The following is a 20294-nucleotide window of genomic DNA, read 5'->3' as shown; positions in this document are numbered from 1 at the left end:
TATTAAATTGTTTTATTTAAAAAAATTAATTGTGTAGGCTTACACAATTGTGAGGAGATTTGCTATGAAATTAGTTGGAATCGTGGGAACTAATTCTTCAGAGTCCACCAATCGTCGTTTATTACAATATATGCAACAACATTACAGCAAACAAGCTGAAATTGAAATCTGTGAAATTGATGAGATTCCGGTTTTTGATGAACCAGAGGATAAGACAGCACCCAAAGCCGTTCAAACGTTATCAGATAAAATCGAAGCTAGTGATGGAGTGATTTTTGCTACGCCTGAGTATGATCATTCTATTCCAGCCGTTTTAAAAAATGCTATCGAGTGGTTATCTTACACGACACGTCCATTGATCAATAAACCAGTTATGATTATCGGTGCTTCACTAGGAGCTCTTGGTACATCACGAGCTCAAGCACATTTACGTCAGATCCTTGAAGCACCAGAACTAAAGGCTTTGATCATGCCTAACGTTGAGTACTTATTAGGAAGAGCTTTGGAAGCTTTTGATGACGATGGTCAATTGATTTATGAGGACAAAGCTAAAGAATTGGATAATGATTTTTCGGAATTTCTTTCATTCGTTAAATTAACGGAAAAATTAACATCTAACAGTAAATTCTTTGAAATCAACAAGCAATTCTCTTGGGACCAAGTCGCAAATGGGGAGGATATCTAATGAAATTTATCGGAATTGTTGGTACTAATGCCAAAAAGTCATATAATCGTATGCTTTTAGAATTTATGCAAAAGCATTTTGCTGATAAGGCAGAAATTGAAATTCTCGAATTAAAAGATGTTCCAATGTTCAACGAATCAAAGGATCAATCTGACAGTCCTATTATTCAAGAATTCAATCAAAAAATTGAAGCCAGTGATGGGGTCATTATCGCCACTCCGGAACATAATCACTCAATACCAGCCGCTTTGAAGAGCATCATTGAATGGCTATCATTTAACCTACATCCATTAGATGGCAAGGCTGTAATGATTGTCGGTGCTTCTTATAACATTCAAGGTTCATCCAGAGCACAATTACATTTGCGTCAAATTTTGGATGCACCAGGTGTTAATGCTAGCGTAATGCCAGGTTCAGAATTTTTGTTGGGTAAAGTTCAAGAAGCCTTCGATGACAACGGTGATCTGAAAGCTCAACGCACAATCGACTTTTTAGACAGCTGTTTTGCTAAGTTTATGAAGTTCTCCGATATTATTGCACAAATGAATATACCAGAAGACATCACTTATGAACCCGGAACATTTAAGGTTACAGCTGTTGGTCATAACGGTGATCTACCTATGGAAGTTACTCTATCTGATGACCGTATTGAAAAAATTGATATTGATACATCCAGTGAAACTCAAGGTATCGCTGATGTTGCTTTCAAACGTATTCCGCAACAAATTATCGATGGGCAAACGTTAAATGTCGATGTTGTTTCTGGAGCTTCGATCACAAGTAAAGGTGTGGTTGATGGGGTAGCTAAGGCGGTTAAAATGGCCGGTGCAAATCCTGATATCTTGAAGAAACGTAAGAAGTCTAGTGGTCCTAATAAACAAAACGTTGTCGAATATGACACCGATGTTGTTGTCGTTGGAGCTGGTGGTGCTGGTTTAACTGCTGCCGCTAGAACGATTCAACAAGGTAAAAAAGCCATTGTACTTGAAAAATTCCCAGCTATTGGTGGAAATACCGTTCGCGCCGGTGGTCCAATGAATGCGGCTGATCCAGAATGGCAAAATAAGTTTGATGAAATTACGGGTGAACGTCATACACTCAAAGAAATTATGGAAATCGATGAAAAGACGATTGATCCTGAATACTTAGCTGATTTTAAAGCACTTAAGAAACAAATTGCTGAGTATTTGAAAGAAAATGAAGATAAGAAAGCTTATCTCTTCGATTCTAAACTTTTGCACCGAATTCAAACTTATCTTGGTGGAAAGAGAACAGATCTGAATGGTAACAAGATTTATGGTCAATACGATTTAGTTAAAGAGTTAACTGATCATGCTCTAGAATCTGTTAAATGGCTAGAAGATATTGGAGTTAAATTTGACAAAACTCAAGTAACAATGCCAGTTGGTGCCCTTTGGAGACGTGGTCATAAACCACTTGGCAGTCAAGGATTTGCCTTTATTGAAGCTTTGAAGAAATATTTGGAAGATCATGATGGACAAATTATTACTGATACAGCTGCCAAACAGTTAATCATTGAAGATGGTCAAGTTAAGGGCGTTATCGCACGTAGTTCTGATGGCAAAAAGATTATTGTTCACGCTAAAGCAGTAGTTCTAGCTTCAGGTGGTTTCGGTGCCAATACGAAGATGTTGAAAAAGTATAACACTTATTGGTCAAATATTGATGACAATATTAAGACAACTAATTCTCCTGCAATTACGGGGGATGGTATTCGCTTAGGCCAAAGTGCTGGTGCTGAATTAGTCGGTATGGGCTTCTCACAAATGATGCCGGTATCTGATCCCGAAACTGGTGAACTCTTCAGTGGTCTACAAGTTCCACCACAGAATTTTGTTATGGTTAATCAAAAGGGAAAACGTTTTGTTAATGAATACGGTAGTCGTGACGAATTAACAAAAGCCGCCATTGATAATGGAAGTTTATTCTACTTGATAGCTGATGATGCAATTAAGGAAACAGCTTATAACACTAGTCAAGCTCAAATCGACAAACAAGTGGAACAAGGTACTTTGTATCGTGACGATACTTTGGAAGGTTTAGCCGAACAAGTTGGGATGGAGCCTGCTACTTTTGTTAAGACTATTAATGATTACAATTCTTACGTTGATAACGGAGAAGATCCAGAATTTCATAAGAGTGCTTTTGATCTAAAAGTTGAAAAAGCACCATTCTACGCTACACCTAGAAAACCAGCTGTTCACCATACGATGGGCGGTTTGAAGATTGATACTGATGCACATGTTATCAATGAAGATGAAAAAGTTATTCCTGGTTTATATGCTGCTGGAGAAGTTGCTGGTGGAATTCATGCTGGTAACCGTCTTGGCGGAAACTCATTGAGTGATATTTTTACATTTGGACGTATTGCTGCAAATAATGCTTTGAAAGATATGGAATCTTAAAAATACTGTAAAAGGTAGGTAAGCATCATGAGTAAGGAAATAAATCGTTGGCAAGTTTTAATCGCTTCAACTGCAATTCTGTTATGTACCGGAGCCGTTTATGCTTTTAGTGTTTTCGCTGGTCCATTGAGTGCTACTAAAGGCTGGAGTATGGATCAAATAATGTTAGCTTTTACCATTAATTCAGCTATCAGTCCGATTCCTATGATTTTGGGAGGATTTTTGACGGACAAAGGTTTATCTAAATGGTCCATTACAATTGGCGGAATTCTCTTTGGATTAGGATTCTTTCTAACTGGTTTAGTTACTAGTCCTGCAATGTTGTATTTATCATACGGACTAGTCGGTGGTTTAGGGCAAGGTTTAGCTTATTCAGGTTGTTTGAGCAATACGATCAAGTTATTCCCCGATAAAAAGGGCTTAGCTTCGGGTATTATCACAGCCGGAATGGGTGGTGCTGCTATTATTGCTGCTCCAATTGGTAATTACTTTATTGAAAATAATGATGTACTGTACGCTTTTAGAATGTTAGGAATTATTTATTTAGTAATTGTTTTAATTGCTAGTTTCTTCATTAAAGAAGCACCTATTAACTTTAAACCAGCCGGTTGGACACCAACAGCCCAATCTGGTGGAAAAGCTGTTAACAAGAATTGGCTAATGATGCTTCGTTCACCTTACTTTTATTTAATCTTCATGATGCTTTGTACCGGAGCTTTCTCAGGTTTGATGATAGCTTCTAATGCATCAGTTATTGGGCAACAAATGTTTAAATTATCTGCCGCTACTGCCGCATTTTATGTAAGTCTATATTCATTGAGTAATTGTGCCGGCCGAGTTATCTGGGGAACAGTTTCAGATAAACTAGGACGTAATTCAACATTGAATATTATTTTGAGTGTAATAATTCTAGCCTTTATCGCATTGGTAACAATTCACTCTCAAGTTGGTTTTGCATTAGGAATAATAGTTTTAGGACTATGTTTTGGAGGCGTCATGGGCGTCTTCCCACCATTGGTTATGGAAAATTATGGTCCTGCTAACCAAGGAACTAACTACGGGATCGTCTTTGTGGGCTATTCTGCAGCCGCATTCTTCGCTCCTAAAGTAGCTGTTAACATGGCCGCAAGTAATGGTGGAGATTTCACCAAAGCTTTTTATGTAGCAATTGTGGTGGCCTTAGTTGGTTTAGTAACAAACTTTGTTTATATTCAAATGAAAAAAAGAGCCACTAATCAACACGAGGTTGGAAAGATGGCTTAATTAAGTAATTTTTATCGAGTCTAGTTATAACTGGAAGAGATCGTAATTCTTAAATAAAAAATAACAGCTTCTATTAAGTATCCAAGACATGTATGTGCTTGAATCTCATAATAGAAGCTGTTTTTATTTGGATCTCTAGTTAAAAACATTTTTCACTTACTAAATCTTAAAGATTTAAATATTTGCTTTCAATGTAATAACCGTCGTCTAATTGGGCCCAAACACTGTAATTGTCCAATTGAACCAAAGTCTTAACAAAAACGGATTGACCGCCACGGAAATGTTGATTGTCCATATCTCCATAAGGCGTCTTCCAGGCAGTGACGAATTGATCAGAGTAATAAAGAATCTTGACCGAACGATTGATATTCATGCTGTCGATAACTGAATAAGTGTAGCTGATATTGCTAGCCGTTTCAGTTAAAGGACTTTTCAACATTTCTTGTTGAGAAGTAGGTTGTTGAAGAATCCTAGTCATTATGTGTTCGGTACTTGGAATCCAAGTGCTTCCACCTAGGTTGTACCAGATTGTACTATTATATGTCTCTTGAACGGCTCGATAAACTTTCCAGTCAGTACCGTAAGGCAAGTTCTTATCTAATGGAGTCTTACTAGTTGGCTCGTTGTAGACGTTGACGTTGTCTTTAGTTCTGATATACAAATTCTTTTTAACTTTGAATTCCCTAACAGGTAAAACATTATAAACGTATTCTTTTTCTTGGACTTTATCAGTAAATTGACCATGTGGATTCTTAGGTGAATGTACTAAAAAGTGATTAGCCTCTTGTAATGGATGTGAGTCGAATTGACGATTCAAGTCACCTACAAGATATTGTGGATCAGCGATGAGGTTACCGTAGATGTTACGGTGATAGACAATAACTGGAGCTGACAGTTGACTGGCATAAACTAAGTAGATCCCATCAGAATTAGGAATAAATGTCTGTTGGAAGTTAGTAACGGATGACAAAACATACCCAGGTATTTCTTGCCAAGGAATATCTAACTTATCTAGATAATGTCCCTTTATGGTAACTGGCTTAGAGATGTCTTTGCCTAAAGAATCAACATAGTGAACCTTGATCTCAACATCATCGCGAGCTATTTTTTTTACTTTAGGTGAGAGTACGTCATTTTCCATAGATCTTTCCCCGTTATGGGAAAAGTGATGATTATCATACTTTTTTCCCATAATAAATTCCCTTCTAACATTAGATTAGTGTAATTCTAACATTAAAAAAATGAGTAAATTCCCTTTATATAGGTATCTTAAAGATATTTAAAGGAATTTTTAAACTTTCTTAGAGAAATCATAGTGAACCATATTCTTAAAAATAAAGTTTCCTAAAATGAAATTATATATAACGCTCATATGATAATATTATATTGCTAATTACAGAAAGGGGTTTCATAATGCGGAAATTTAAGAAACGTTGGTTACTAATACTAGTGTTTATTTCCATATTGTCAGCCTCATCATTTAATAGACACTATAAAGAGGTCGGAGCGCAGGAAGAAGACACAACTGAGGTAGTGCCTTATAAAAAGCCTAGTGGTGATGCTACTAAATTCTTGGGTATTTGGTTAACAAGTGGATTTAACCTTCAGCCGGCATCAGAGACTTATCTCGAAGTTGGACAAACTAAAACTATTTCTGGTAACGCTGGACGTTCGATGGTAATGTATGCTCTTACTATTGGGTATACAAGTAAGAAATATCAGTGGTATAAATCTACTGATGGAAAGACCTGGAGTAAAGATACATCTAGTTCAGCCAAGAAAAAAACTTTAAGCATAACTCCAAGTGAAGTAGGCAAAACATATTATCAATTAGAAGTTTATTGGCAAATGCCAATAATTAATACAAAGGCCAGTTATTTATATTCCAATGTGGCGACTGTTAATGCAGTTCCTGAACCGGTAAATGCAACAGGGGTTGAAGTTACAGCTGATGATGATTATTTGTACAATTCATCAAATGATCTTGTCAACACTGAAACGACGGCCCATGCACATCCTGATCCCGCTAACTTTACAGGTACAGTTAGTTGGAGTGTTGATAATGAAAATTTAGCCACTATTGATAAAGAAACTGGGGAAATCGAAGCTAATACTTCCCGTTTATCTGGTGTAGTTAGAGTGACAGCCACTTTACATAATCCAAATGGTAGTACTATTTCTAATTTTAAGGACATCACAATTGGTGGTGGATTGGAAGATCAGACCGTGAATGCCGGTAAGACGGCTACATTTGATTTGCGTGGGAATATCGGTGATTTAGACGATAATGACGATGATGGAGAAAATAATAATAACTATACGGTCAAGTGGTATAAAGAGGATCCTATCACCCATACTCGTGAACAAATTCAAAAAGATGATCCTCAAGCATTATCTTACACAACGCCTAAGACAACACTGGATGATGACGGAACTTTGTTTTTAGCCATTATTCAAATCAAATATGCTGGTAAGACCTATTCATATACGACAAACGATGCTTTCTTACATGTGAAACCGGAAGGTGGACCAAATATATCTATCACTAATACTATGGAAAATAGTACATTTAATGATGGCACGAATACTGACAATATGTTATTTGGTGTAAACAATGGTGATCAAGTAGTTTACCACGATACTTTGAAAAATAATACAACAGGTGGACGTTTGAATGATGCTACTTATACATTACCTTTGAAAAATGGAACAACTGTTAAATCAGTTAAAATTGACGATGCTGAAACTGATAACTATAAGCTATCGAGTAATTCAACAACGAATGCAACGGATTTAGTTATTTCAGGATTGGCTTTCAATATCAATGAAAGTCATACTGTTGACGTTGAAACCGAAGTAGCGGGAATAGATAAAAAAGATAGTTCCGATTCGATTCCGTATATCACTGGTAAGGATGATGATGGAATTGCCTATCAAAAAATAGGGAACCAAAATATAATCAATTATACTTTGGATACCGTGGCAATTAAGAATGCCAATGACATTGATTATGGAACGTTGAATTCCGTCATGTCCGAAGGCACTTTGAACCGTCCAGACGAGCTAAATTTACCTAATAATCTTGTTGATATTGAAGATACAAGAAGAAATAAAAAGTCAGTGGTTTTAAATGTTGAACAAGTAGGTGAATTTAAGAATCAGAATAGTTCCGAAGTTTTGTCAGGTCATCTGAGGTTTTATAACGGTAAGACTTACTATGACTTGTTAAATAATCCGGTATCAGTCTATCAGACTGAAAATGATGAACCTTTGAATTCTCAAGGGTGGGGTCGTGATGAAGGAATCTTATTATATATGGATTCTAAAGTGAATACTGTTGGAACGTATTCGACGACTCTCAATTGGGAAATAAAAGATAGTGTATAAATGATTAAAAGAGCAAAATTTAGAAATGATTTTGCTCTTTTTTGTTGTTTCAATGGAAATGAATTCAGTATACTTATGGTACAAAGTAATCAAAAAAGTGAGGATACGATAATGAGGAAACGTTTTTTGCAAATTACTGTCGCCATATTCATGTTTGTTTTACTTGTAGGTTGTTCCACGAATAATACTAAGAATGCATCAGATAAAGTTAGCTCTTCAAAAGTTTTGAAGAATACAATAAAGGTTAGCGCTGATGATGCTATTAAGGTCTATCAAAAGAAATACCCTAAGACGGATATTACTTCGTTAGAGTTAGAAAAATCATTTAGAGGTCCTGTCTATAAAGTAGAAGGGATTGACGAATTAAGAGAATATCAAGTTACGATAAATGCTAAAAATAAAAATATAATTCAAAACTCTGAAGAGGAATTGGATGAAGAAGATCAAAATGAAACCACTCGTAAGAACGAGAGTCTTGATCTGGATAAGTTAATTAGTGTTAAGAAAGCTGCATCAATAGCTGAGAATGCTGCAAAGGGGGACAGTATCGAGTTTAATTTGGAAAAGGATTTAGGAACTACTTATTGGGAAGTTAAGGTTAAGAATGGTTCCCAAGAAAAAGAAGTTAAGATCGATGCTCAAAGTGGTAAGGTTTTGAAAGTTGAAAGTGATTAGATAGAAAAATGGCTATCAATTCTCGAAAGATAAAGAATTGATGGCCATTTTTACGTAGTTTATATATGTGAATGTAAAAAAGAAAGGAAAGGAACGTATGTGACCTATGGTCACATGCGTAAGATGCTTTAAGTGGCATAGCCACAAAGAAAAAAAGGAACGTATGTGACCCGTGGTCACATGCATAAGATGCTTTAAGTGGCATAGCCACAAAGAAAAAAAGGAACGTATGTGACCCGTGGTCACATGCATAAGACACTCTAAGTGGCGTAGCCACAAAGAGTGTCTAAAAAAATACAGACCCCGTTGGGATCTGTATTAGAAAGCACCACTATTATTCTTCGGTATCAGGTGCACTATACTTAGAAATTTTAATTTCACCTTTGACAATGCTTGCTTGTAGATCCTTATCCTTTGGATGATCAAGGAAGTAGTCAGCAACTTTGTCTTCAATTTGTTCTTCAATGACACGACGGAGTGGACGAGCACCCATCTTAGGGTTGTAACCTAAATCAACTAATTTATCTTTGGCATCCTTAGTTACATGGATACTTAGACCTTGGTCGGCAATCATCTTGTTAGTATCGTCGAGCATTAAGTCAACAATATTAAGTAGATTGTCCTTTGTTAGAGAGTTGAATTCTACGATACCATCAAATCTATTTAGAAATTCTGGTTTGAAGAATTCTGATAGTCTGTTCATAACTGAGTTTGTTGTACCACTAGCTTCAGCACCAAAACCAACATTTGCTTCTTGGAGCCCTTGTCCGGCGTTAGAAGTCATGATGATAATAGTATCCTTGAAACTAACTGTTCTACCTTGTGAGTCTGTTAAACGTCCATCATCGAGGATCTGCAAGAACATATGCATTACATCGGGATGAGCTTTTTCAATTTCGTCAAGTAGGACTAAGCTATATGGATTACGACGAACTTTTTCAGTCAATTGACCGGCTTCTTCGTAACCAACATACCCTGGAGGCGAACCGATCAACTTAGAAATTGAATGTTTCTCCATGTATTCAGACATATCGAATCTGATCATTGAATCCTCAGAACCGAATAGTTCACGTGCTAATTGCTTAGCAAGTTCAGTCTTACCAACACCGGTAGGACCAACGAATAGGAAGGAACCAATTGGACGACCTGATTTGTTAAAACCAACTCTATTACGACGAATAGCTCTGGCTACATCACCAACAGCCTTATCTTGGCCAATAATATGTGATTTCAAATCGGGTTCCAAATTCTTCAATTGAGCTTGTTCATTGGATTGAAGTTCACCAACAGGAATATTAGTTTTTTCTTCAACAACTTTTTGAATATCTTTTTCAGTAACAGTGTTATTGTCAGCTGGTTCGTTCTTAGCGCCATCTTTCATTTCTTGGAACTTTGTAACTTGATCACGATAGTAAGCGGCTTTTTCATAATCTTCATTACGAAGAGCGGCTTGCTTTTGAACTTCAGCATCGGAGATCTTGTTATCTAAGTCAGCCATATCGACATGATTGATTTGTAGATTCTTCTTAGAACCGGCTTCATCAATTAAATCGATAGCCTTATCAGGCAAGAAACGATCTTGAATGTAACGGGCTGATAATTCAGCAGCTGATTGAATAGCTTTACTTGAGAATTTTACATGATGATAATCTTCATATTTAGGTTGGATACCCTTCAAAATTTGAATGGTTTCATCAACACTTGGTTCATTTACTTGAACAGGTTGGAGACGACGTTCAAGAGCGGAATCTTTTTCAATTGTACGATACTCATTTAAAGTAGTAGCACCGACTAATTGCAGATCACCACGGGCTAGGGCAGGTTTCAAAACGTTACCTGCATCCATGCCGCCTTCAGCATTACCTGCACCAACAATCTCATGAATTTCATCAATGAATAGGATAATTTCCTTATTCTTTTGTAATTCATTGATTAGTTGTTGCATTCTTTGCTCAAATTGACCACGTACACCAGTACCTTGAACTAATGAAACTACATCCAAACGTACAACGTGTTTATTTTGCAACTTTTCAGGTACGTCACCGTCGACGATCTTTTGTGCAAGACCTTCGACAACAGCTGTTTTACCTACACCTGCTTCACCAATTAAAACAGGATTATTTTTAGTTCTTCTATTTAAAATTTCAATTACACGGTTTATTTCCTTGTCACGACCGATAACAGGATCAATTTGACCTTTTTTAGCAAGATCGGTTAAATCGACACCATATTGATCTAAGACTCCATTACCTCTAGGTCTACGGCCATTACCATTGCCGCCACCAGTTTGAGTTTGAGGACCTTGTTGCTCGAAAGCATTAGGTTGTTGAGCACCATTTAGGGCGTTAAACAAGTCTTCGAAACTAGAAAATCCACCAGATGGATTTTGTGCCATATTATTCATACCTTCGTTAGCTTGATTTCTTAATTTCTGATAACAGTCCTGACAGAGATTGATTTCTGTTCGTTGACCATTAACACTCGTGTACAAATGAATTGTCGCTTCATTTTTATGACAATTCTGACAAAGCATACGCACCCCACCTTTCCTTTTGCACAGGATACAACGGTAGTATATAATTAGCACTCGACTAATGCAAGTGCTAAGTCCTAAATTTTAGAAAATAACTTCTTCTATGGAAGAAAAAAATATTTTTTTCAAATTTGTTTGAAAAAGATTAATAATATAAACGCTTTCAGTGACGGGGGTTGTAAGCGTTAAACAGCTTATCACACTTGACTTATCTTGCTGTTTTTTAAGCAAAGCCCTTGTGAAAAATAAGAGATAATGGTAAATTAATTAGTGAATATTTGTAGTGTTACTACAGAATTTTATATTATATGGTGAGGTATTAATTATGGAAAAGAAAGATTTTCACATTATCGCAGAAACAGGTATCCACGCACGTCCAGCAACAATGCTAGTACAAGCAGCAAGCAAGTTCAGTTCAGATATCAACATTGAATTCTCAGGTAAATCAGTTAACTTGAAGTCAATCATGGGTGTTATGTCACTTGGTGTTGGCCAAGGTGCTGACGTTACAATCACTGCTGACGGTGACGATGCTGCTGAAGCAGTTGCAGCTATTACAGAAACAATGACAAAGGAAGGATTGGCAGAATAATGGTTAAAACTATTAAGGGAATTGCAGCTAGTGATGGTATCGCTACTGCAGAAGCATACCTTTTAGTTCAACCAGATTTGTCTTTCACTAAGAAAAGTATTTCAGATGCTGATGCAGAAATCAGCCGTCTTAAGGATGCTATTTCAACATCAGATGATGAGCTTACAAAGATCAGAGATATCGCTAAAGAATCTCTAGGTGAAGAAGAAGCTCAAGTTTTTGATGCTCATAAGGCGATTTTGGCTGATCCAGAATTTACGGGTGCAGTTGAACAAGAGGTTAAGGATCAAAAGGTTAATGTTGAACAAGCATTACATGATGTATCCGAAAACTTCATTTCTATCTTTGAAGGAATGACAGACAACCCATATATGCAAGAAAGAGCAGCCGATGTTCGTGATGTTACAAAGCGTGTCATGGCTCACTTACTAGGAGTTGATTTACCAAATCCAGCATTGATCGACCATGAAGTTGTTATCGTTGCTCATGATTTAACACCTAGTGATACAGCTCAATTAAACAAAAAGTATGTAAAAGGTTTTGTTACTGATATCGGTGGTCGTACAGCCCACTCAGCTATTATGGCACGTTCACTAGAATTGCCAGCTGTTGTTGGTACTGACACAATCACTAAAGATGTTAAAGCCGGAGATACAGTTATTATTGATGGTTTAAGTGGTGCAGCTATTGTTGATCCTTCTGATGAGGATATTAAGAAGTATCAACAAAAAGCTAAAGACTTTGCTGAAGAAAAAGCAGAATGGGAAAAATTAAAGGATGAAGCCACAGTTACTGCTGATGGCAAACACTTTGATATTGCTGCTAATATCGGTACTCCAGATGACCTACAAGGTGTTATTGAAAATGGTGCCGAAGGTATCGGTTTGTATCGTACAGAGTTCCTATACATGCAATCAGAAAGTCTTCCAACAGAAGAAGACCAATTCAAGGCTTACAAGAAGGTTCTTGAAGGAATGAAAGGTAAGGCTGTCGTTGTCCGTACTATGGATATCGGTGGTGACAAGCATTTGCCATACTTACCACTTCCTGAAGAAATGAACCCATTCTTAGGTTACCGTGCTATCCGTATCAGTTTGGATAGACAAGAAATCTTCAGAACTCAACTAAGAGCTTTGCTTCGTGCATCTGCTTTTGGTACATTGCGTATCATGTTCCCAATGATCGGTACATTGCAAGAGTTCAGAGATGCTAAGAAGGTCTTTGAAGAAGAAAAAGCTAAGTTAGTTAAAGATGGTGTAGAAGTTTCTGACGACATTCAATTAGGAATGATGATGGAAGTTCCAGCCGCTGCTGTTTTAGCAGATCAATTTGCTAAGGAAGTTGATTTCTTCAGTATTGGAACAAACGATTTGATTCAATACACAATGGCTGCTGATCGTGGTAATGAACATGTTTCATACCTATATCAACCATACAACCCTTCAATTTTGAGATTGATCAAGCATGTTATTGATTCAGCTCATAAAGAGGGCAAGTGGGCTGGTATGTGTGGTGAAGCTGCTGGTGACAACACAATGGTTCCATTGCTATTGAGCATGGGTCTTGATGAGTACTCAATGAGTGCCACATCAGTTCTTCGTGTAAGAAGTTTGATGAAGAAGTTGAGCACAAAAGATCTTGCTACATTGGCAGATCGTGCTGTTAACGAATCAATCACTAACGAAGATAACAAGAAACTTGTTGACGAATACGTTAATAAAAAATAGTTAATTAATAGAGTCCGCTTAGCGGGCTCTTTTTTTTGTCCAAATAAAAGCTATATCATGATACACTTTTAGTAATCAAAGAAATGGGTGTCCTAATTAATGAAACTAAAAGTTCTATTTGTAATGATAATGAGTGTCTTTTTAATGAGTGGCTGTCAAAATAAACCATCAACTCACAATCAACGGGTGAAGACAGAACAACGTAATAATACGATAAAGATTAACCAAAAAAATTGGAATAAAAAGTTAAAAGATGTAAAGGTATTAGATCAAAATGAATATAAAAATGCCTTTATTAAAATTCCAAAAGGTTATGATGATACGGCGACTACATTAAAGAGTTTAGAGAATGGCAATCAGTATTTAATTGAAGGACAATTAATTAATCTAACGTCAATGATAAGTCGTCCCATAGCTCCTGAGACGAAGGCAACGATATATGTTAGTAAAGTTATCAGTGGTGATAAAAGTCTTCAAGGTAAGACTATTAAAACGGTTTTTGCAGGAGGATTAACCAAAGGTAAGTATCTATATGGTGATTATGGAATAAAAAATTCTCAGAAAACTATTTACTATCCAAGTGCTACATTTCCTATGCCTAAAATTGGTAGTCAGCTGATTATGGGAATTGGAAATTATCATCCCGAGAATAACCAACAGCAGAAGATGTATCAAAAATTTAATTTGAATACGGGTAATTTTTATACCATCAATAATCCAGAGACGACTTTTTGGGTAAAAGTTAATGGTAATTATCAAATTAATAATCCGGCTTTCAATAATAGTGCCGCCAAACATAACTTTAAAAATATTTATAAATTGACCGATAAATTTAATCAAAAGTAGAATTTTTATAAATATGTTACGCTAGTAGAAGCACTATCCACAGGGAGGGGAAATAATGAAAAATAAAGTTATCAGAAATTTTTTGATTTTCATTGGAATCTGGATCGTCATTACCAGTGTTATCAACCTAAGTCAGCATCGAGGGATTTTCAGCAACTTTCCGTGGGAAATTTTATTGATTTTCTTATTAGCGTTAATTCAAGTAGTGTCGGAATTGAGCAAGCGAATTGTTTATGGTATATATTTCGTCGTTTATTTCATCTTTATGTTATTAACCGGTGGATATTACAATTGGACTTCATTGATCATTTTCGGATTGATGGCCATTTTTATGTCAGCAATTACGTATTTTGTGGGAACTCAATTTCGCTATGGTGAAGTTCTTAAAAAATGATTTTATCGGATTTAAAAATAAGGAAGTATTGAAATATCGGAAAAAAACGAAAAATAACAAAATCAAAATTTGGTTTTGTTATTTTTTTGTTTTTTAATTGCGATAATTTGAGTAAAAACTTATAATGTAATCGGTTTCAACTTATTAAAATAATAAAGAGGACAGAAAAATGGATGAGGATACTTCTAAGGTCGTTTCAGTGGAAATGTTGCCAGACCTTTCTTTGGTAGTTGAATATAGCGATGGCACTAAGGAATATACTAAGAGTATTTTTGGTGAAGATACAACCAGACCTGATGGTTCTTCAAATAATAAATAATATAAAATTTGATTTTTTTGAATTCCCTATCAATTTCACAATAATTAATTCGGCGTGATAGAATTGAAGAATGTTGAACGTCTTACAGTGAAGAGGGGGATTCAAATTCTTAAAATACAAAATGGCATCAGCAAATTTATTTTAGGCGTTTTAGCAATATTTACGACGTTAGTTTTAATCAAAATGTCAATGTTTTATGCTGAAAATTATGCGACCGTTAATCGAGCCTTTAATTGGGGAAGCTTGTTATTAGCCTTGATTTTGGTTGGAGCGGTTGGCTACTTTTTAGTTAAAGTCAATGACCGTAATAAGAAAATTAATATATCTATTCTATTGGGAATGTTGCTCATTTTCATGATTGTAGCAACGACTTGGATTTTAGTGGTACCGCAGACCCAGTTGAGTGATTTTGGTAATTTCTGGACTCGAGTGCCAGGAGTTTTCAATGGGGATAAGCTTTATAAAACCGATAATGATTATTTCTCGCGTTTTGCTTATCAATCGGGTTACATGGCCTATGTTTTAGGTGTTGTAAAGATTTTTGGTTATCATATTTTTGCAATTCAATTTTTGAATGTAATTTATCAAGCACTAATTTTACTTTTCACATATTTATTAGTTGTGAAAATTTTTGAAAATATTAAGATGGCACGTTTAGCAGTGTTACTTTTGATGATCGATTTAGATTGGTTTGCTCTAAATAGTCAGGCTAGCAACCAATACTTAGGGTCACTGTGTTACTTATTAACATTTTATTTGATTATGCAAGACAAATTGTGGGCTTACATTTTATCGGGCGTTACGTTGACAATTGGCTGTCTAATTAGACCTATTGGCCCTGTTATTGTGGCTGGAATCGTAGTCTTTGCGCTTCTTTATACAATGTTTGAAAATGGTAAATTTAATTATCGAAAACCATTGAAAATTTTGTTATCGTTAATGGTTTATTTAGTTCTATTTTCATTAGCAGGCTGGGGAATTAAAGCGTCAGGTCTGAATGCTTATGGATTGTCAAATTATGACCCTGAGTGGAAGTTTGTAACCGGCCTTAACTATCAGTCAAATGGGACCTATTCTCCGGATATGGACCGTTTAATTGATGCTAGTAAGCCTCGTAAAGTGATGAGTAAGAAAGAAAAAGCCGCTTTGCGTCAGGAAATAACTTATTTGAATAAAAATAATAAGTGGCTGAGTTTATTTATCAACAAGGTCGGTGGATTATGGTCACAACGGACAATGGCAACAAACTTTACCGGCTATAGTCAAAATCATTCCGCTAAAACTGTTGAGCGAGTCGATTATTTGGGTTACGTAGGTTCGATTATTTTGATAATCCTTTCTTGGATCGGTTCGTTTGTACTGTTTAAAACTAAATTCAGCAACAATCTTTACTTGTTGCTTTTGCCAATGTTGGCTTTTGCAGCAGCTCAGCTGTTGATTGAGGTTCAGGGAAGATATCGAATTGAATTTTTGCCGATTATTGCAATTTTGGCAAGTTTAGGATTGTATCGACTTATTAAAGAAAAAGATTTTTGATTTTTGACAACTATCCGTTGAAAATAGATTTTATCAGTAGTACTAGAAAACTTTCGTGTCGACTGTTTATGGTCGATGTGAAAGTTTTTTATTTAAAAGTATTCTTTGAAACAGGATACAGGACATTCTCGTTCTTATTAAATTTTTCAATAGGATTCCAAAAAAATTCTAGCTTCAATCGTTCGTCTGGCAATTGATTGACCAAGTCAAGGAAAAAATTTGAGTCGGGATACTTGAAATTTGTCCCAGAGTTTAAATTAAAAAAATCATTGCTAAGCAAAGTTGAGAGATATTAGAATAGTAATTGCGACTTTGAATTTTTAATTATAAATTAATATCCGAATTGGATATTTTAATTTTTTAAATTGCCTAAATATCAATACGCAAAAACTATTCCTAAAATGTCAATAGAAATAGTTGTTCACTATATATTGTTATCAGAAAAGATTAAGGGTACTATATATTGTGTTATTTCAAATGTGTGGAGTGAATATTAATGAATACGATTAATAAAATTATTTTATCAGACGACTTTATCGATGAAGTTAAAAAAACAATTAAACCCCACTGGGGCGAGTTAGGCTGGGTTACGTATAAGCGTACTTATGCCCGCTGGATTCCAGAACTTGGACGTACTGAGAATTGGTCAGAAACAGTTAAACGTGTGATTGAAGGTAACATCAACCTTGATCCACGTTTGAAAGATGGTTCATTAACTGAGGAACAATATGCCAGCTTAGTTAATGAGGCTCAAAATCTTTATAAGTTGGTTTACGGTTTAGCCGCAACACCATCAGGTAGAAATCTTTGGATTTCCGGAACGGAATATCAACACCGTAATGGTGATGCTTTGAACAATTGCTGGTTTGTTGCCATCAGACCACAAAAGTATGGTGACAGTCACATTGTGCCTTCTTACTTAAAGCAAGATCAATTAGCCGTTTCAATGCCATTTTCATTCATGTTTGATCAATTGATGAAGGGTGGCGGTGTTGGTTTCTCTGTTGTGCCAAGCAATATGAAACTAATGCCTATCGTAGACAATAAAGTTAACTTAACAGTCATTATCGGCAAAGAAAGTGCTTCATACGACGATTCAATCGCTGCCGGTGCTGTTGACCGTGATGATTGGTTAAAGAGCCATGAGCTTGAGAATACACGTCATTATGAACTTCCTGATACTCGTGAAGGTTGGGTTGTTGGAAATGCCAATATGATCGATGCTCACTTTAACGATACTAATGACGGTTTGAAAGATGTTGTTTTGGATATTACAAAGATCCGTGCTAAGGGTGAAAAGATCAAGGGCTTTGGTGGAACTGCTTCTGGTCCCGTTCCTTTGATCGAAATGTTCTTTGACATCAACGAAGTTTTAAATAATGCTGTTGGTAGAAAGTTAACTTCGGTTGATTGTACCGACATGGGTAATTTGATTGGTAAAACAGTTGTTGCTGGTAACGTTCGTCGTTCAGCTGAATTAGCTTTAGGCGGTGCTACTGATGATGACTTCATTACCATGAAACAAGATCAAAAGAAACTTTATCATCACCGTTGGGCTTCAAATAACAGTGTTGTCGTTGATTCGAAGTTCAATAAATATGCTCCAATTGCTGATTCCATCACTCATAATGGTGAACCAGGAATTGTGAACTTGGAATTGTCACGTAATTATGGCCGTGCTATTGATGGATACCAACCAGGTATCGATGATGGCGTTGAAGGAACTAATCCTTGTGGTGAGATTTCTCTAAGTAACGGTGAACCATGTAACCTATTTGAAGTTTTCCCATTGATTGCTCAAGAACAAGGTTGGTCATTGGAAGAAGCTTTTGAATTGGCTGCTAGATATACTAAGCGTGTTACATTTAGTAACTACGATTGGGAAGTTTCAAGAACTGTTATTCAAAAGAATCGTCGTATCGGAGTTTCAATGTCTGGTATTCAAGACTGGATTTTGACAACTTTCGGTAATCGTGTTGTGACTGGTTTTGAAACTGCCACAGATCCTGAAACAGGAGATACTATTCAAAAACCAATTTACGATCAACGTGTCGCTAAGAAATTTGATGATTTATATCATTCAGTTGTCGCAGCTGACAAGGAGTACTCAAAGGAATTAGGATGCAAAGCTTCAGTTAAGCACACAACAGTTAAACCATCTGGTACTGTTGCTAAATTAGCTGGTGTATCCGAAGGTATGCATTTCCACTATGCAGGTTACTTAATTCAAAGAATCAGATTCCAAGATAGTGATCCATTGTTGCCAGCTCTAAAGGCTTGTGGGTACAAGATCGAACCTGACGTTTACACAAAACACACAATGTGCGTAGAATTCCCAGTTAAGGCTGCCAATGCTGATGACCCTAACTTTGCTTCAGCTGGTTCAGTTTCAATTGCTGAACAATTTGCTACACAAGCCTTTCTACAAACATATTGGTCTGATAATGCGGTAAGTTGTACTATCACTTTCCAACCAAAAGAAGCAGATCAAATTGCACCATTGATGTATCAATACAGACACGTAACAAAGTCAACTTCACTATTGCCATACAGTGGTGCTGACTTCAAGCAAGCTCCTAAGGAACCAATTGATAAGAAAGTTTATCAAGAACGTGAATCAGAAGTTAATGAAAATGTTGCAGCAGTGTTTGCTGAACAAAATGATAATCACGACAAGAAAGACATCGAATTAGTCGATCAATCAGACTGTGCCGGTGGCGCTTGCCCAATTAGATAGAGCAGAGAGCGTAGCAGGGGCGTTCAGCTCCCGAGGATCAAGACTACTTTCTCAGTTGGCTGCGAAGCAGCCGACAGAGAAAGTTGACTTGACCGGAAGGAGTTGCCCCTGCGCAGCTCGTTTCTATTAGAGAGTGGAACTCGTTTCCACTACATAACAGAGAACCATGGTTATCTAAGAATAGAAAAACTAAAAAGATGCAAACTAAATTTAACAAGTTTGCATCTTTTTTTTGACTGTATAATTATCGTAAAACAATATCAAAATATCGATTAACAAATATAACTATCTGTATTAGAATACAAGTCAGGGGGTGCTTGAAATGAAAAAATTATCAAGCCTTATTTTAAAAGTATTATCAATTTTGACTGTTATCGCTCAAGTTTTCTGTGGGATTGCAGCGGTATCCGTAATCTTTGCAAACGTTGCTGTCTTCTTTGTTTCCGGAGAAGCTGCAACAGAATTAAAGAAGTATGTTTTACAGCCAACTAATTTAAGTAAAGGGATGTTGGAACTGAGTGGTTTAAATGCCTTATTGATTTTAGTAAGTATTATGTTTGCCTTGTATGCTTTACGTAAGATTATTAATAACATTGCTCAGAACGATTTCTTTGTAGAAGCAAACGTAGTTAATATGAAGTTGATGATGGGTTCTGTTGGAATTTTCATTTTAGGTAATGTGTTTAGTATGATTTTCTTCTCATACGGAAATGGTCGAAATTTGAGTTCGGTCTTTAGTAATTCATGGGGACAAGTAGGGAGTTATTTGATACTTTTGGCGATTATCTATATGCTATATTTAGTATTTAAGTACGGCTTTGAGTTACAACATGACTCAGATACCGTGATTTAGGTGATTGTTAATGATTAAAATAAATCTTGATTTAATAATGTTAAAGAAAAAAATTTCTTCAAAAGAATTGGCTCAAAAAATTGATATTACACCAGCCAATTTATCAATTCTTAAAACTGGTAAGGCAAAGGGGATTCGTTTTGCAACTTTAGAAAAAATTTGTGAAGTGTTGGATTGCCAACCAGGTGATATTTTAGAGTATCAAAAGGAAAAAGCAATTAGTCCGGAGAAAACAGTTTATCAACAGGTTTTTGAACTTGTTAATGCAATGTATAATTCCTTATCTGAACAAGCGGATTTTGATCCAGATGTTATTAAAAC

At 36.1% G+C, this 20294-nt stretch carries 15 protein-coding genes and 1 pseudogene; 14 read left to right on the top strand and 2 right to left on the bottom strand.

The window, feature by feature from the left end:
• Window positions 1–64: 64 nt before the first annotated feature.
• From U8526_RS07300 to U8526_RS07290, 3 genes are read left to right on the top strand one after another with little or no spacing between them, the layout of a single operon-like run.
• The gene (locus U8526_RS07300; RefSeq protein ID WP_334341298.1) at window positions 65–685 is read left to right on the top strand and encodes an NADPH-dependent FMN reductase; all 621 of its coding nucleotides are present in this window, start codon (window positions 65–67) and stop codon (window positions 683–685) included.
• Complete coding sequence (locus tag U8526_RS07295) at window positions 685–3111, top strand: flavocytochrome c (protein WP_334341297.1); 2427 nt, start codon at window positions 685–687, stop codon at window positions 3109–3111. The genes U8526_RS07300 and U8526_RS07295 overlap by 1 nt, the downstream gene beginning before the upstream one ends.
• A 27-nt stretch (window positions 3112–3138) precedes the next feature.
• On the top strand, window positions 3139–4374 hold the full coding sequence (locus U8526_RS07290) for an L-lactate MFS transporter (protein ID WP_334341296.1): 1236 nt from the start codon (window positions 3139–3141) through the stop codon (window positions 4372–4374).
• Between the two features lie 166 nt (window positions 4375–4540).
• Here the strand turns inward: U8526_RS07290 and U8526_RS07285 are convergent, their stop codons facing one another.
• Window positions 4541–5515, bottom strand: coding sequence for a MucBP domain-containing protein (locus tag U8526_RS07285; RefSeq protein WP_334341295.1), 975 nt, complete (start codon window positions 5513–5515; stop codon window positions 4541–4543).
• Between the two features lie 272 nt (window positions 5516–5787).
• Here U8526_RS07285 and U8526_RS07280 point away from each other — a divergent pair, with 272 nt between their 5' ends.
• On the top strand, window positions 5788–7761 hold the full coding sequence (locus tag U8526_RS07280) for a hypothetical protein (RefSeq protein ID WP_334341294.1): 1974 nt from the start codon (window positions 5788–5790) through the stop codon (window positions 7759–7761).
• 111 nt (window positions 7762–7872) lie between these two features.
• Window positions 7873–8436 (top strand): PepSY domain-containing protein, encoded by a 564-nt coding sequence (locus U8526_RS07275; protein ID WP_334341293.1) that lies wholly within the window; start codon window positions 7873–7875, stop codon window positions 8434–8436.
• 334 nt (window positions 8437–8770) lie between these two features.
• Here the strand turns inward: U8526_RS07275 and U8526_RS07270 are convergent, their stop codons facing one another.
• Window positions 8771–10969: an ATP-dependent Clp protease ATP-binding subunit gene (locus U8526_RS07270; protein WP_334341292.1), complete on the bottom strand. Its 2199-nt coding sequence runs from the start codon at window positions 10967–10969 to the stop codon at window positions 8771–8773.
• A 325-nt stretch (window positions 10970–11294) separates the two neighbouring features.
• On the opposite strand from U8526_RS07270, the gene U8526_RS07265 reads away from it, so the two are divergent.
• From U8526_RS07265 to U8526_RS07225, 9 genes and pseudogenes are all read left to right on the top strand, one after another.
• The gene (locus U8526_RS07265) at window positions 11295–11561 is read left to right on the top strand and encodes a phosphocarrier protein HPr (RefSeq protein WP_334341291.1); all 267 of its coding nucleotides are present in this window, start codon (window positions 11295–11297) and stop codon (window positions 11559–11561) included.
• Complete coding sequence (ptsP, locus tag U8526_RS07260) at window positions 11561–13288, top strand: phosphoenolpyruvate--protein phosphotransferase (protein ID WP_334341290.1); 1728 nt, start codon at window positions 11561–11563, stop codon at window positions 13286–13288. Before U8526_RS07265 ends, ptsP begins: the two co-directional genes overlap by 1 nt.
• 99 nt (window positions 13289–13387) lie before the next feature.
• Window positions 13388–14134, top strand: a complete 747-nt coding sequence (locus U8526_RS07255; RefSeq protein ID WP_334341289.1) for a hypothetical protein — start codon at window positions 13388–13390, stop codon at window positions 14132–14134.
• 55 nt (window positions 14135–14189) lie between these two features.
• Window positions 14190–14528, top strand: a complete 339-nt coding sequence (locus U8526_RS07250) for a hypothetical protein (RefSeq protein WP_334341288.1) — start codon at window positions 14190–14192, stop codon at window positions 14526–14528.
• Window positions 14529–14697: 169 nt separating this feature from the next.
• On the top strand, window positions 14698–14847 hold the full coding sequence (locus tag U8526_RS07245) for a hypothetical protein (protein ID WP_334341287.1): 150 nt from the start codon (window positions 14698–14700) through the stop codon (window positions 14845–14847).
• Window positions 14848–14910: 63 nt separating this feature from the next.
• Window positions 14911–16383 (top strand): ArnT family glycosyltransferase, encoded by a 1473-nt coding sequence (locus tag U8526_RS07240; protein WP_334341286.1) that lies wholly within the window; start codon window positions 14911–14913, stop codon window positions 16381–16383.
• Window positions 16384–16879: 496 nt separating this feature from the next.
• Window positions 16880–19120, top strand: a complete 2241-nt coding sequence (gene nrdJ, locus U8526_RS07235; RefSeq protein WP_334341285.1) for a ribonucleoside-triphosphate reductase, adenosylcobalamin-dependent — start codon at window positions 16880–16882, stop codon at window positions 19118–19120.
• Between the two features lie 322 nt (window positions 19121–19442).
• Window positions 19443–19973 carry a DUF2975 domain-containing protein gene (locus U8526_RS07230; protein WP_334341284.1) on the top strand — a complete coding sequence of 177 codons (531 nt, stop codon included), beginning with the start codon at window positions 19443–19445 and terminating at the stop codon, window positions 19971–19973.
• Between the two features lie 10 nt (window positions 19974–19983).
• Window positions 19984–20184: pseudogene (locus tag U8526_RS07225) on the top strand (helix-turn-helix domain-containing protein); the annotation flags it as partial.
• Between the last annotated feature and the right edge of the window lie 110 nt (window positions 20185–20294).

The sequence above is a fragment of the Companilactobacillus sp. HBUAS56275 genome, from assembly GCF_036913655.1.
Classification (GTDB): domain Bacteria; phylum Bacillota; class Bacilli; order Lactobacillales; family Lactobacillaceae; genus Companilactobacillus; species Companilactobacillus pullicola.
The sequence above is the reverse complement of the archived record's forward strand: the minus strand, read 5'-3'. Positions and strand labels throughout refer to the sequence as shown.